14 protein-coding genes and 1 other annotated feature are annotated in these 14,811 nt (G+C 37.4%); of the genes, 8 read left to right on the top strand and 6 right to left on the bottom strand.

Annotated features, from left to right (window positions below; genetic code table 11):
• Positions 1-27: 27 nt before the first annotated feature.
• Both LMB57_RS07215 and LMB57_RS07210 read right to left on the bottom strand, forming a co-directional pair.
• On the bottom strand, positions 28-3,039 hold the full coding sequence (locus LMB57_RS07215; protein WP_229271502.1) for an LPXTG cell wall anchor domain-containing protein: 3,012 nt from the start codon (positions 3,037-3,039) through the stop codon (positions 28-30).
• 17 nt (positions 3,040-3,056) lie between these two features.
• Positions 3,057-3,500, bottom strand: a complete 444-nt coding sequence (locus LMB57_RS07210; protein WP_229271503.1) for a hypothetical protein — start codon at positions 3,498-3,500, stop codon at positions 3,057-3,059.
• 323 nt (positions 3,501-3,823) lie between these two features.
• Between LMB57_RS07210 and LMB57_RS07205 the strand changes: the two genes are divergently transcribed.
• Both LMB57_RS07205 and LMB57_RS07200 read left to right on the top strand, forming a co-directional pair.
• Positions 3,824-4,177 (top strand): helix-turn-helix domain-containing protein, encoded by a 354-nt coding sequence (locus LMB57_RS07205; RefSeq protein ID WP_225359159.1) that lies wholly within the window; start codon positions 3,824-3,826, stop codon positions 4,175-4,177.
• A gap of 106 nt (positions 4,178-4,283) precedes the next feature.
• Positions 4,284-4,664: a hypothetical protein gene (locus tag LMB57_RS07200; RefSeq protein WP_229271504.1), complete on the top strand. Its 381-nt coding sequence runs from the start codon at positions 4,284-4,286 to the stop codon at positions 4,662-4,664.
• A gap of 65 nt (positions 4,665-4,729) precedes the next feature.
• On the opposite strand, the gene LMB57_RS07195 is transcribed toward LMB57_RS07200, so the two are convergent.
• Entirely contained in the window at positions 4,730-5,809 is a 1,080-nt protein-coding gene (locus LMB57_RS07195) for a DHHA1 domain-containing protein (RefSeq protein ID WP_229271505.1), read from the bottom strand.
• A 135-nt stretch (positions 5,810-5,944) separates the two neighbouring features.
• Between LMB57_RS07195 and LMB57_RS07190 the strand changes: the two genes are divergently transcribed.
• Both LMB57_RS07190 and brnQ read left to right on the top strand, forming a co-directional pair.
• Complete coding sequence (locus LMB57_RS07190; protein ID WP_229271506.1) at positions 5,945-7,180, top strand: DUF2325 domain-containing protein; 1,236 nt, start codon at positions 5,945-5,947, stop codon at positions 7,178-7,180.
• A gap of 63 nt (positions 7,181-7,243) precedes the next feature.
• Positions 7,244-7,483, top strand: a binding site (T-box leader).
• A 51-nt stretch (positions 7,484-7,534) separates the two neighbouring features.
• Positions 7,535-8,920, top strand: coding sequence for a branched-chain amino acid transport system II carrier protein (brnQ, locus tag LMB57_RS07185; RefSeq protein ID WP_229271507.1), 1,386 nt, complete (start codon positions 7,535-7,537; stop codon positions 8,918-8,920).
• Between the two features lie 71 nt (positions 8,921-8,991).
• Here brnQ and LMB57_RS07180 read toward each other — a convergent pair whose 3' ends face one another.
• From LMB57_RS07180 to LMB57_RS07170, 3 genes are all read right to left on the bottom strand, one after another.
• Positions 8,992-9,585 carry a glycoside hydrolase family 73 protein gene (locus tag LMB57_RS07180; protein WP_229271508.1) on the bottom strand — a complete coding sequence of 198 codons (594 nt, stop codon included), beginning with the start codon at positions 9,583-9,585 and terminating at the stop codon, positions 8,992-8,994.
• A gap of 78 nt (positions 9,586-9,663) precedes the next feature.
• The gene (locus LMB57_RS07175) at positions 9,664-10,443 is read right to left on the bottom strand and encodes a putative ABC transporter permease (RefSeq protein ID WP_229271509.1); all 780 of its coding nucleotides are present in this window, start codon (positions 10,441-10,443) and stop codon (positions 9,664-9,666) included.
• 40 nt (positions 10,444-10,483) lie between these two features.
• Positions 10,484-12,025, bottom strand: a complete 1,542-nt coding sequence (locus LMB57_RS07170; RefSeq protein WP_229271510.1) for an ABC-F family ATP-binding cassette domain-containing protein — start codon at positions 12,023-12,025, stop codon at positions 10,484-10,486.
• 454 nt (positions 12,026-12,479) lie between these two features.
• Between LMB57_RS07170 and LMB57_RS07165 the strand changes: the two genes are divergently transcribed.
• The 4 genes from LMB57_RS07165 to LMB57_RS07150 all read left to right on the top strand — a co-directional run bounded on the left by LMB57_RS07165 (position 12,480) and on the right by LMB57_RS07150 (position 14,495).
• Positions 12,480-13,091, top strand: coding sequence for a helix-turn-helix domain-containing protein (locus tag LMB57_RS07165; protein ID WP_229271511.1), 612 nt, complete (start codon positions 12,480-12,482; stop codon positions 13,089-13,091).
• A 67-nt stretch (positions 13,092-13,158) separates the two neighbouring features.
• A complete protein-coding gene (locus LMB57_RS07160; RefSeq protein WP_229278154.1) occupies positions 13,159-13,437 on the top strand; it encodes a hypothetical protein in 279 nt (92 codons plus the stop codon).
• A gap of 241 nt (positions 13,438-13,678) precedes the next feature.
• Positions 13,679-13,903, top strand: coding sequence for a helix-turn-helix transcriptional regulator (locus LMB57_RS07155; RefSeq protein ID WP_113897151.1), 225 nt, complete (start codon positions 13,679-13,681; stop codon positions 13,901-13,903).
• Positions 13,872-14,495: a DUF3278 domain-containing protein gene (locus tag LMB57_RS07150; protein ID WP_229271512.1), complete on the top strand. Its 624-nt coding sequence runs from the start codon at positions 13,872-13,874 to the stop codon at positions 14,493-14,495. The genes LMB57_RS07155 and LMB57_RS07150 overlap by 32 nt, the downstream gene beginning before the upstream one ends.
• Positions 14,496-14,811: the final 316 nt, after the last annotated feature.

Genomic DNA, 14,811 nt, shown 5'->3' with positions numbered 1-14,811 from the left:
CAAAACTTCCCATCTAATCTCATCTTTCTAATAACGGCGCTTACGCATCAGACCAAAACCAAACATTGAAGTTAGTGTTCCAAGGGCGACTAATACTAATGATTGGGAGTTACCAGTTTGTGGTAATTTCTTAGTTTGTTGCTTGTCTTCTTTACGAGTCATTGTAACTGATTCAGAGGTAGCATTTACCGCAAGAACAGTAACCGCCGTGTCATCGTTATTAGTATCAACATTAGCCGTTGCAACACTAGTTTGTGTTTGATTATCAGAATTATTATTCTTTTCCGCCAATGAGGCAGTCGATTTTGAATTATCACTGTTTGCTGATGGATGTTCTTGAGCAACGTCTTTAGCAGATTGGTTCTTATTTTCCACTGAGTCTGTATCTGTTGCATTACTTGATTGACTAGCATTATTATGAGTAGCAGATTCATTCTTCGTATCATCGGGCAATACGATAGTGTGATCCCCAGTATTAATAACATTGCCTGAATTATCAGTATTAGTTTCATGCTTAGGCATTAAAGTGGCTAATTCAGCATCAAGCTTAGCCTTTAAATCATTGTAGGCTTTGGCATCTTCTGCCTTAAGTTGTGCTAGCTTATCAGCATTTTCTTTTACAAAAGTGTCATGTGCATCTTGTAATTGCTTGATTTGAGCTTGAACAGCTTGATCATCAACACCGAGTTCCTTTAGTTTAGCGTCATATTCAGATTGAGCAGTAGCTTGAATTTGCTTAATAGCAGTTTGACGATCGGTTTCAATCTTATCGAGCTTAGCTTTATCACTAGCTACTAATTGTTGATACTTGTCATCAAGACTCTTCTTTAATGCGTCAACATTAACTTGACTACCCTTAGCTTCAGCAATCTTGTTATCACAAGTTTGCTTAGCTTGTCTGACAGCATTTTGCAAGGCTGTATCTGCTTGCTTAATCGCATTATCGCGGATGCTTTCAAGATTCTTTAAGTGATCTTGATGAGTTTGTGCTAATTGTTGTAACTTGCTATTAGCATCATTTGTTACTTGGGTTAAATGAGATTTAGCATTGTTTAAGGCGTCAGTGTATTGTTGTGGTGTCACTTGCTTAGTTTCAGTGCGTGAACCATCACCGTTCTTTTCATATGAAACAGCACTCATAAATGTTGGATCTTGAATTTCTTGACCCATAGCATTGTCGATAGTAGATTGCATTCTGTTATATGCATCGACTACTTTTTGATCATTTGGCAATGAGGATAATACATTTAGTTGATCATCAAGTGACATCACATAAGGAACATAATCATAAGCATCATATGTAAATGCGTAGAGTGGCATATTATGACTAAAAGCGTAATTTTCACGATAACTTTTTTCATTATTTGTTAACTCATTACTAAAAGTAGAAGGTGTCATTTTTTCAAACCCACCGGTAATATAACCAAGATCGTTGCTTAAAATTCCTCGTGCATGACCGCCTAAACCATTGGAATAGATTTCACCATACCACATAGCTTGAGTCATATTATATGCACTGATTAAATAATTCAACATTGTTGGCTTTGCACTGTCAATTGTTGACGGTTCAACAGTCATTAAATTTTCCATATTGCTTTGAACAGCATTGACCATATAGTTACCAACTTGTTGTCCAGTAATATTGATTGAAGGGATCGCTTTAGCATAATCAACATTGGTTGTACCTGAAGGAATAGTGTGCTGATCGTTAGTTAAACCAGCATCAGTACGCATTTGACCGATCTTGTCTCCTGCAGCATTCATAGTAGTAGTAAATTTAAGTTCATGAGGTGCTTGATCTTTAAAATAGTGGAACTTATTGGCTTCATTCCAAACATCGCGATCATTATTGTAAATCCAATTGCGGAATGAATTAGCCCAGCTAGCCATAAATGCACGAATTGTTTGTTTTTGTGCTTCAGTAAACCCATCAGATGATACAACTTCAGATGTATCAAGATCTGGATTATAAATTAACAAACCAGGTTGAAAATCCGTTGGCATCTCTGAGACATTAGTTGGAACGTGAGTATAGTCATAAACCGCTGTATGATTAGCAGCATCTTCACGACTATAAGGTGTTTGGCCGGGATACATTCCCATAATTGTATTGTAATAAATTGATTTACGGAAATAAGATTCTTCAATAGGTGAAGTGACAAATGTTCCACTACCTACCGATGTCCAGTTAGTTGAATTCCCACGCTTTTCAGCAGCATTGGTAATGTGATCAATTGTCCGCTTTTGGCCCGGCACTGTTACTGTTTGAGTAGTAGTGTGATCCTTAACATCTTGTTGCGCTTGATTTACAGCGTTTTGAGCAGCAGTTACATCATTTTTTACTTGTTGTTGATTAGCACGATATGTATTATTTTCGTTGTTAACATTAGCAGTGTAATCCGCATTTGCGGCTGATGTTGCTAATTGATGAGTTGCGTTAGCTGAATCAACAGCTACTTGATAGTTACTATTAGCTGCACTAATAGCTGCTGCCGAATGAGCTGCAGCATCTTGTGCTTGTTGTTGGGCTTGAGCAATTGCTGCCGCATTTGCAGATTGCATCTGGGCTTCACTAGTAGCGTTAGCTTGTTGAGTGGCACTGGTTGCAGAAGCTGCTGAATTATTAACGACTTGCGTTTGGCTGGCTACAGAAGAAGCCATCGCGTCAGAAGCCGCTTGAATTTGTTGTTTTGCTTGTGGCTTCTTTTGTGTATATTGATTTTGAATGTCAGCAATTTGCTGGCTTGTGGCATTTGCACTTTGTAGATTTGCTTGTGCATATGAGTTAGCTGCATTAGCTTCTTTAGTGGCATTAGCAGATGCTAAATCTGATAATTGTTGCTCATTTTGAGAAGCTTTTTGTTGATAAGCACTTTGACTAGTTTGTTCACTTTGTTCATTGCTATTTTGAACTGGTGTGGCATCAGCATGTACTGTTCCAGTAGCTCCTAATGTTGTTAATACTGCAACTGTAGATAATGCCATTGTGCACAAAAACTTACCATTCTTAAATAATTTATAATGTACTTGATTTTCCATCTTAAAAATCCCCCAATTTAATCATCAATAGCCTTGTCAAATTCATATCTTCTTGATTGACCATCTGGAGTAGTCACGATGTCAGTCCCAAGTTGATGACCATCGACTACCTGTCCAGACATTGTAATGTGGTGTGTATTTCCTTCATCATCTACTGACGTACTCTCCGCATTAACCGATTGACTATCTGAATTCGGACTGTTACTTTGTGCATCATTTGCTGGAGCACTTTGTTCAGTGTTAGTGGATGATGTATTAGTTTCACTACTACTTGACGACACAGTAGAACTAACACTACTTGAACTACTGCTATTTGAATTCTTCTTTCCATGATGTTTAACTATCCTTTTTGAAGAACTCACACTATTCTTTTCATTACTTGCGGACCTTGAAGTATTTCCACAAGCCGCTAGTGACAACGCAACAGCTACGGAAGCGGTCACTGCCAAGATTCTTTTCATGACAAAATCCTCCCTAACTATTTCCTCCTATTTTTATATAAAATCATTAACATAATCCGTTTTTAAAATACCACTATATTAATAGTTTTCAACTAGATAACTTTTATATTTATCGCTTAATATTTACAGTTATTCCTTAACAAATGTTTAATATTAACGATAAGCAAAAAATTTAAAAAGAATGTATCATGCAATCTCATTTTAATAGTGATAACTATTTATTTGTACACATATGCATTGATAAACAGTTATTATGGTCGAAAACTATTTCCAAAAGTCGTTATATCAAGCGGATTTTTCAGTTATCTTTAATAAAAAAGAAGGTGACTGTTATCGCAGATATTGGGGACAACATGAGAGCAATTCGAAAGCATCTTGGTGTAACACAAGAACGTTTAGCCGAACTTAGTGGTCTCTCCGTGAACTTCATTTCACGACTTGAACGAACCAATGACCAAAATGTAAGTTTAAAATCTCTGAGGCGGATTGCGAATGCTTTGCAAATTCCAATAACACAACTACTTGAAAATACAAATTTTAATAATAATGAGCCTTCTGAAACTCAAAATAATTATTATAAGGTTGATCAACTATGCTTTGAGTTAAAATCAAAAGATCCGAAAACAGCAATTGAATTAACGGATTCATTTTTAAATATCCTTAAATACACAAAATAATTATTTAAACGTAACAGCCCCAATCTAAAAACAGATTGGGGCTGTTACTATTCGAGGCTAATCGCCTCGCTAAAACCTTTGAATAAATTCAAAGGAGTTATTTTATATGATTTTAACGCAAGAACAAATTGTTCCGCTTCTCAACAAACTATTACAAACCGCCTGGCAAGATCATCAGAAATACTTTTCATTAGAGCAAAAGCAGGTAGCTCAAGAGCAGCTCATCCAATTGGAACATAGCTGCCGGAAACTAACGACAATTACTCATGATTTACAGTTGCTTATGAGCTTACCAACCGATACTACTTACTACATTAAGTGGCAAATCAACATTCAAGAAGCAGAATTACCAGATATAAGTCTAAATGTCCGACCTGTTACGCCAGCTTCACATCATCCTCTCAGAATCTCACCACAGCTGACCGACCTCTTTATCGACTACTTTGTTAAAGTTGGCCGTATCCCTAATCCGTGGTTAATCAGTTAACTAAAAAAGCTCCTCGATTTGAGGGGCTTTTTTTACTTCCGTGCTGTAGAGATTAACGCTCCACCCTACTTCTTCCCAAACAAAGCTGCCATCTTTGCCGCTACTTCGGGATCAAGATTATCGGCAAGCGTACTTTCATTTGATTTTTGTTCATTTTGCTGATTAGCAATTGTTTGTTTAAGGTCGTCAATAACTGCTTGTTCACCAACTTCAATCGGATTAACCGTTAATCGGCCACCTGCTGCGTCAGCATGACCGCCACCGTTGAAATACTTCTCCGCAAATTTAGCAACGTCTAACTTACCATTGCTACGGAGGGAGACACTAACCGGACTAACCACTAAGGCGGCATCGACCTCTGGATGCTCTTCTAATAGCTCATGGGCAATTTCAGACTTATAGTCACTTGCATATACGACACCAAATTTATGATCATCGATATCTGTAATTAAAACATCTTTCAAATGACTTTTAAGGTATTTTGCCCGCCGTTCGTTTAGGGTCCGAATTAACAGCCGATTTTCTTTCTGATATTGTTGCCAGCTGGTATTAAAAACATTTTGAACAAACTCTTCCGAATCTTGGAGAGGATAAAACCAAAAGAGTTGATCAAGATTATCGGCATCAGTTCGTTCCTGCTCATTCATTTCTGGATCATTTTGCCAATCCCAAGTATCATATGCCCGAATTAATTCCACAAGATAAGCAAGGTCTGTTTGCCGTTGTTCATCAACCTTTGCAAAAGACGATTGTTGTTTTAACCAATCCCATACCAAGCTTGTGGCACTTGGGTTAACTGCTGGATTAGCAGGTACGATACTATTGGCCGCATACTTTTGTCGTAGTTCCGCTTCACTTTCATGATGGTCAAAGACAAGCCAATGATTAGCGAACCGTTCATTCAATAGTTTGAATGTATAGTCGCTATCCGGTGTCATGTCCATAATATAAACATCTGTAAAGCGCCCTACTTCCGCTGTTTGCATCCATCGACTTAATTCTTCATCGATTCGTCCAGCGCCACAGTTTGTCATCTCAAATTCTGCATCTTCAAACATTACTGGTTGTAGTGTTTTTAATAATAATGGAGCCCCGAATCCATCTAAATCATTGTGGGAAAATAATTTTATTAACCGTTGTGCCATTTTCGATCCTCGCAATTCTGATTTTGTTTCTTATTATACCGTAGAAAATCGGCTAAACCACACTTAATTACTGACATCACGCTAACGAACTGCTATCATTGAAATTAGTAACTTATTTTAAGAAAGGAAAATAATATGGAAGTTTATGATTATCGTCAAGAATTAATTGACCTCTTAAATAATACCGCTGATGATCCACAAAGCTTACTGCAGACACAGCGGAGTCTTACCACCATTCTTAATATTTTAAATCATTATCAGGAAAGCAAACCCGTTAAACAAAATGCACCTCGGTTTGTTCAACGCAAAGTTCAATCATCAAACGAGTTGCCTCCGCAAGCACGCAAAACATTGAAGTCACTGCTTACCGGTCCAGCTAATGATGAAGAAAAGTCAACATCAATAACAAGCTCCGCTACATCTTCTTCAGTTGAAGCACCAAAAGAAATTACTGAAGAAGAACGCCTAGCAGCCGACAATCGTTACTTAGTACACCGAAAATTAAGCGGTGCCGAGATTAATCATCGTTATTATCCAGAAGCAATTCTGCATGCATTACCGTTTCCTGTTGAGGATGGGGATATTGCTCAACTAGACTATGAACAAAAAGTCCGTGGTCTTCCAGTTATTCGGCGGATCACCGGTGATCACCTTAGCGATTACACCCCTGAAAAAGTCAATGTGATTGAATATGGTGAATTAAAACGCGTCCCCGGTTCTGATGTCCTTCAACTGAGTAAAACAATTAAAGGTAATTCAATCGTTGACGAAGCGCCAGAGAATACCATCGTAATTGATCCCTTTAAGTACCCTGGTCGTGATATTAAGCCTGGAATGGTTATTGATTTTGCCTACTATGATCGAGGAAATGGCTTAACTGATGCCAAAGATGGCGCAATTCGCTGGATCCATGAAAAGCAAGATTATGATACAACCAAGCAACCAGCTAAACCAAAAGTTGTTAAAAAGCCTGCTAATCCTCGTCATGATTATGAAAAGAAACTTGATTATGACCTCCATCAACGAAAGGTACTTGTTATTACCGGAATCCGCAGCAAGGTTAAAGGCCTTAAACCAGTCGTCTATAAACACCACGGTCTGTTCCGTGGATTAGACGCGTCTGCAGAAGAAAAAGTTTCCAGCAGCAAATTAAAACGCGAAATTCGGGATGCGGACTTTGTGATTGTCTGCATCGATGCAATTCACCATCGAATTAGTCAACTCGCCAACCATCACGCTAAACGATATGAGAAGCCACTCGCCATTGCAAATGTTACTTCTAATACTGCTGTTGAGCGAGCCATTGCCCGGGCATTAAATGGTGATCCTGCATACGCCGAAAGTAGCGAAGATTTGAAAAATTATAAATAATTTTTAATTTACTATTGACTTTTATGAGAAATCAGTTAATATTAATGACGATAATTTAATTATTCGATCGCAATGAGAAAGAAGAGTATGTTAGACGATAGCTTCAGCGAGTCTCGTTTGGTGTGAGGAGACAGTTTTAACTCTAACTGAAAATCACTTTCGAGTCTACAGCTTAAATACCAGTAAGCTGTAGTGGTTACACCCATTATCGTGTCAGCGTATCGCCATTACGGCCGTACGTGTGAGGTATTGTTAGCAATAGCAGTACAATGATAGGGTGGTACCACGCTCAGCGTCCCTTAGCCATTTTGGCTAAGGGACTTTTTTGTTGGGATCAGATTAGGAGGAGAAAACATGCAAGATTTAACATCGCGCAAGTTAACATTCAAAAACTATTTAGTTGTTGCATCATTGCTTTTCGGTTTATTCTTTGGGGCCGGAAACTTGATTTTCCCGTTACACCTTGGTCAATTAGCTGGTAGTCATTGGGGACCAGCTGCAGTTGGCTTTCTGATTACTGGAGTTCTTTTACCACTTCTATCAGTTCTCGCCGTTGCTGTTACGCGTGCAGAGGGGGTCTTTGATATCGGTCGTCCGCTTGGCGTCGGTTTTGCCTTAGTATTCATGGTTCTTATCCACGCTACGATCGGTCCATTATTCGGTACCCCACGGACTGCCACTGTCTCATTCACAGTTGGTCTTGCCCCATTCGTTGATAAACAATATCAATCCCTTGCCTTGCTATTATTCTCAGCATTATTCTTCGGGGCGGCCTTCCTCTTCTCATACCGGGAAAATGATATCCTAGCTAACATCGGAAAAGTATTAAATCCCGTCTTCTTAGCCCTTTTATTCCTTGTCTTTGTTGTTGGTTTCGCTCGCCCGCTTGGTAACCCTGCTACTGCACCTACAACTAGTGCTTATGTTCACGGTGCACTCACTAACGGGTTCCTTGAAGGGTACAACACTATGGATGCTCTTGCCGGTCTTGCTTTTGGGGTAACAGTGGTAACCGCCGTTCGTTCTATGGGACAACGTTCAGCAAAAGATGTATCCAAAGTTGTTGCAAAAGCTGGTGTCCTCTCAATGGGTGCCGTTGCTTTTATCTACTTATTACTAATCCTTCTTGGCGCAATGTCTCTTGGTCGTTTCAAAGTTTCCCCAGATGGTGGAGTTGCCTTTAACCAATTAGTTAATGCTTATGCCGGTGCATTCGGACAAGTTGTACTAGCATTCTTGTTAACGGTTACCTGTTTAACGACTGCTGTTGGTTTAGTTGCTGCTTTTGCTCAAGACTTCCATAAGCACTTTCCAAAGGTTAGCTACCATGCATGGCTTGCACTTAGTTGCCTCGCCTCGTTCCTTACTGCTAATTTTGGCTTAGACCAAATCATCGCTTGGTCAACACCAATGTTAATGTTCCTTTACCCATTATCAATGGTACTTATCCTTTTATCTGTGACATCACCACTTTTTAAGCGTGATGGCGTTGTCTACTTCTTCGTGGTCCTTTTCACCGTTGTACCAGCTCTCGGTGATATGGTTGTTGCCTTTCCAGCGGTTGTTAGCCAAAGTTCATTTGGGTTATCTGTTGCCGCTTTACGAAATAACTTACCACTTGCAAGTATGGGATTATCCTGGCTTGTTCCAGCACTTGTCGGCTTAGTCCTTGGTCTCTTAGTTCACTGGTTCCGTCATCAACGGGTTGCTTCCACCAGCATGCAAAGCGAAGTACATTAATAAGTGTCTTATAGGTTAAAAAGCGTGAGAAATAGCTCATTACAAGAGTCGTTTCTCACGCTTTTAAATTATTATTTAACATTATCGTATTGGGCAAGATTAAACTTCTTAATCGCGTAGATCAGCTTGCTGGCATAATCTGGATCGGTTGCGTAACCATTCCGCTGTAATTCATGAGCTGCCTGTTGATAAGTTTTCGCTGTTTGTACTCCATGGAAACGTGCATGATTATCAGCAGTTCCATTTACAATGAGCAATGTGTGCGCATTAATTGAATCTGCCCAGCTATTGTAAACCGTAAAATATTGTTTTACTTGAACATTTTTACCCCGAATATTTTCGGTAGTATACATTTGAACCTTCTCGTCATCCCTGTTAGCTTTAATTCCAAATAAGTTATTGTATTTATTTGCTAACCGACTCCGACCCCAGTTAGATTCAAGTCCTGCTTGCGCAATCGTAATGCTAGCTGGGATATGATATTTCTTCTGTTCACGTTGAGCAGCTGGTGCAATCTGCCGAACAAATTCATTGACGGTTATATCTGTTGGGTGGGTCTCACGTTGAATTTGGGGAGATTCGTGAATAATAATCGCCACAATCCCAAATAAAATAATCAAAAACGCAAGTACACTTCCACAAATGATTTTTGTTTCTTTTTTCATGATGTGTCTTTCCCTTTTTATGAATTTGACGCTATTATAACCACTTCACTACAAGAAAGCGAGAATTTTACGCTGATCTTACTTACTTTTAAGGTCCTTTTTATAGTTATTAAAGTATTTACTATCAGTAATCTTCATCTTAGGAAAGCTCTTAATTAGCCGACGATGGTTCCAGCTTAATCGCTTGTCAGCTCCCTCTTTGTTTAGGTGTTGCACAAATTGATGTTGCCAATCTTGAAGGTGAGCTTTAATTGCTAACTTATCCTTAGGAGCTGCTTTTTCAATTCGATCCAGCAGTTTCTTTCGATAGTCAGCTGCTCGTTCATCCCATTGTTGAGTTGTAATATGGAATTTTTCCACACTGATAACGCTGAGGATAGTGTCAGTTCCCATCACGAGGACGATAATTAAGGCAAGCATCCCGTGGGTCCATAATTCTTCCCAATTAATAATCCGCTGAATGAATGGCTGAACGAACTTAACCAGCAAGACAACGCCAATCCCCCAGAAAAATGAAATTTGGGGAGCAACTCTTCCTTGAATATTCCCTTTTAGGTGCGAATAGTCCCATAACTTCATATGAAAAAGCTTTTCGAGCAGCCAACTTGCTACATATTCAAAGATTGAAGCCACAATAAAACCTACTACAAATAGCAGTAAAATATTATCTTGGAACGGATAGGTAGTAATCAAGATCGTCGTAACGGCAAATCCATACACCGGACAATAAGGGCCGAATAAGAATCCACGGTAGGCAAAATGATGGTCCTTAATTGAACAGTAACAAGTCTCCCATAGCCAGCCAATAAATGAATAGGTAAAAAATAAGACAATGATTTCAGAAATTGAATAGGGCACTCGTTTCCCCTCCTTTTTGAATTCATTGTCTCATATCTTCCTATTTCAAGCTAAGTTTTTCAACGTTAAGGATCTTATCAAGCCATCCTTCAAAGAATCCTTGTTCGTGACTAACTAAAATTAAATTTCCCGGGAAATCTTGCAGGGCTTTCTTCAAACCTTCCTTAGTTTCGTCGTCCAGGTGGTTTGTCGGTTCGTCCATGATAAGAAAATTACATGGCGTTAACTCGAGAATGGCAAGTTTAACTTTCGTCTGCTCGCCCCCTGATAAAAGGTTCATTTCCTTCATTGTATTAGCAGCGTTGATTCCAGCACGCGCAAGTTTTGTCCGAATCGTCCGCGGCTGCATCGTTGGGAACATATTTTGAATTGTTTGCAGTGGCGTAAGCGTTGGGTCATCCCATTCCAAATCTTGGTCAAAGTAATTTATCCGGGCTGATGGGGAGAAGGTTGCTGTTCCGCCTAATGCTGGAATTTTCTTTAAAATTGATTTAATCAAAGTCGACTTACCAACCCCGTTAAATCCAGTGAACAATAATTTTTCACCCATTGTCATCGAGAAAGTTACTGGCGCTAATAATGGCCGGTTATAACCAACTGATAATTTTTCTACCCGCAGCGCATTCGCTGATCCGGTATTTTCATACGGAAAATGGAAAGTTGCTTTTAGATTATCTTCGGGTGGATCAACCTTTTTCATCCGCGCAAGCATCTTTTCCCGTGACTTAGCCATAGTCGATTTTGAACCAGCTTTGTTTTTCCGAATAAACCGTTGTGCCTTTTCAATGACCACTTGTTGTTTTTCGTATTCCCGTTCTTGAGCTTCCTTGCGCTCTTCCTTTTGACGCATCGCTTGTTGGAAGCTTCCGCGGTACTTAGTGATTTTTCCAAATGATACATCACAAATAGTATTCGTAACTTGTTCAAGAAAGTCATAGTCATGCGAGATAATCATTGCGGCACCATCAAAATCATTAAGATAGTCGATTAGCCATTCAATGTGAGCCGTATCAAGGTAGTTTGTCGGTTCGTCTAGTAAAATGACATCTGGATTTTCTAATAACATCTTGGCAAGGATAATCTTTGACCGTTGTCCCCCACTCATCTCAGAGACAACATGATCCTTACCGATATCTGTCAATCCTAAACCGTTCATCACTCGTTCGACTTCCGTTTCAATTTCATAGAAGTTATTAGCATCGAGTTTTTCTTGAATTCGGCCTGCCTTGGTGAGGAGCTCATCATCCATCTTTTCTGCATAATCCGCATAAAGCTTATTCATCTGGTCATTAAGTTGATAAAGTTCCGTGAAAGCAGTATGAAGGAAGTCAATCAAGGTCATCCCCGCTGGAATATCAACGTACTGGTCTAAGTATCCAATCTTGACTCCTTTTTGCCATTTGATAGCGCCATCGACCGGGAGGGTTTTCCCGATCAAGATTTTAATCAAGGTACTCTTCCCGGCACCATTTTGCCCGACAATCCCCATGTGTTCGTGCTTTTCTAGTTGAAAGCTGGCATTCTCATAGAGCTTTTTATCGGCATAGCTCATTGTCAGTCCTTCAACATCTAATACTGCCATTATATTCTCTCCTCTTTTTCTTACTTATTACGAGCTAAAACTGCTATCCATACTATCATATTTTAGGCACGGGCTTCAATTTATTGGTAATAGTCCTACTTTAATGAAGCAAGGATCCACCATATCATTCCTAAAACAACTACAATAATCCACCACTTTTTTGCAAGAAAGTCCCCTACTGATGAATAATGGTTATTCTCTTTCTTTTTCATCCTTTTCACCTTCCAACTAATTTTCTAAAGGCAACAAATTATTTTAGGTATTAAAGATAAAAAATATAACGTGACAGCTAAATGAAAACTTTATTTTAAATAGTTCTTATATATTAAGTATAAGTTATCTAATAAAATTCTTCAGTAATTTGAATCGTTGATATAACAAGCATGCAACAAATCTTTGCTAGTTTTAGCTTAATAAATTTCATATACTTATCCAAAAATACAGGAGCGCCATAATGGAATTCGGAAACTATATCAAAAAACAACGCAATAATTTAGGCTTTACTCAAGCTGAAATTGCCGAAAAATTACATGTCACTCGGCAAACAATTTCCAACTGGGAGCAAGGAAAAAGTTATCCCGATTTAGACACACTCGTTAAGATTAGCGACATATATAAAATCACAATTGACGCTTTGCTTAAAGGAGACAAAGATTTGAAAAAATATTTGGATCAAGGAAAAGCTTATAATGCTTTTAGTGTTTTTAAGGGATTATTCTTCATAATGGATGGATTATTTTTCTTACTGACAAATTATCTAGTGGATTATAATTCTCTCATCGTTAATTTTTGTACATTTTCCTTTTTAATTACATTTGGAATAGCTATTCTTTATGGTGAGCATGTAAAACCGTTCTTTTTAGGAATAAGTAAACAAACGTACAGACAAAAAGGATACAAAAACAGTCAAAAATTTTCTTTAATTGGTAAAATATTTTTCGGGATTTTGATTATCATTATTGCAATCATGGTAATCATTCGAAATGATCTTAATAATTATTTAGGAACTTTAGTATTCATAATGGTCGGACTAATGAATATTTTTCAGAAATACATGTTTAAATAGAACTCTATTCAAAATACTAAACAAAGGTAAAGGTACTTTTAAAATGTTACTATTCCAACTCCATGATATGATTAAGCATAATTATGAACACGGCTTATACTCTCAAGGTTATACTTCTAAATCGAACGATTCCAACCTCTCTAAAATTAAGGATTTAAAGAACTTATCTGACTTTCAAATGGGAAAACATCAGGCATACGAAGATTATCAAATTAGCAAAAAATTTAGATTTTATCCGAAATTACCATTTGTACTTTTAAACTTAATTTCTGGAAATAGAATGCAAGAAGTCATAAGTTTTATAGATGGATATAACTATGAAAAACATAGACTTAAAAATAAATAATCTAAAATTCAAGGATTATTTATTTTTAGCTGGATTTACAGATTAAGAAAATCTTCTATGAATATAGATTCCTTCAGTTAACTTGCTAATGGATTAATTATATTTATTGGACATGGAAGCAACAATGTACTTCTATGTCTATTTATTTTTTGTCATATATAATTGACACCAGATTTAAGCAATGATAAAATCTCTAACATAGATGTCATATATATGTGTCATAAGGAGGGAGAGTCAATATTTGAACCGTGTTAAACAATTTCGAAAAGATCAAGGATTATCCCAGTTAAAGCTAGCTCAAAAAATTGGAGTAGCTCGTCAAACTATCAACTTAATCGAAAATAATAAGTATAATCCCTCGTTAGAACTTTGTATTAATTTAGCTAAAGCATTAAATACTGATCTTAATTCACTATTTTGGGAGGAACGTACAGATGAAAGAAACAATCAGCACCAAAATCATTAAATGGTTTTACGGTATTCATGGACCATTAGATGAATATCGCCGCAACGAACTCAATCGAATCGGTAATAATATTGCCATATTTTTATTATCAATAAATATATTATTAAGTTTTATTGCTAGCCTTTTAATGCTTAGTACTAATAATTCTGAACTTACTCTTGATATCGTAGTAAGCGTCTTACTATTAACTGTTTTCGCTTCTTTAGGCTACATTCTATATGAAACTAAACGACATCATTTAACAGAAATTGATGTTGAAGCTAAACAGGTGGGTAAGACTAAACAAAACTTTATTAAAAGATCAATTGGCTTAGGAATTTACTTTGCAATTGCAATGTATGGATTAACAATCCTTATCGATTGGCTGCCTAATAGAGAAGCACTAATTCCATTACTTACAGAACCTTCTACAATTAGTAGTGCTATTGTCAGTGGCATTATCTACGGACTATTAATGGGTACTTGGGAAACACATCAAATTAAAAGCGATCCTAATGATAAAAAGGTAACTCAAAATCACTTACATCAAAAGTATTGGTTAATTTTATTTATTATTATCATTATTACCAGTCTTCTGTTAATACATAAGTAATCATATTTACAAAAAAGGAGACAGCATTATGTCTTAAATTACTTTTTGTACCAAGATTTATGGTCGTTTCCCTCCTCGTTTGATACTATTAGATAAATTAATACGCAAAGGGAGTAACTTATGAAATTAGATAACAATAACGGGGTAATCGTTCCTTTTTGTTCAGCGTTAAATACTTTATTTATTATTGGTATAATTGTTCTCAATAAATATTGGGACACATTACCAGATCTACTATTTTTTCTATATATGTTTCTTATGATAACTAATGGCGTGATCTTAATTATTTATGCTGCCAAAAATAATCAAAAGTAAA

This window comes from Limosilactobacillus secundus (assembly GCF_020784695.1).
Lineage (GTDB): Bacteria > Bacillota > Bacilli > Lactobacillales > Lactobacillaceae > Limosilactobacillus > Limosilactobacillus reuteri_F.
Note: the sequence above shows the minus strand (reverse complement) of the source record. Positions and strands in the feature narration are given on the sequence as shown.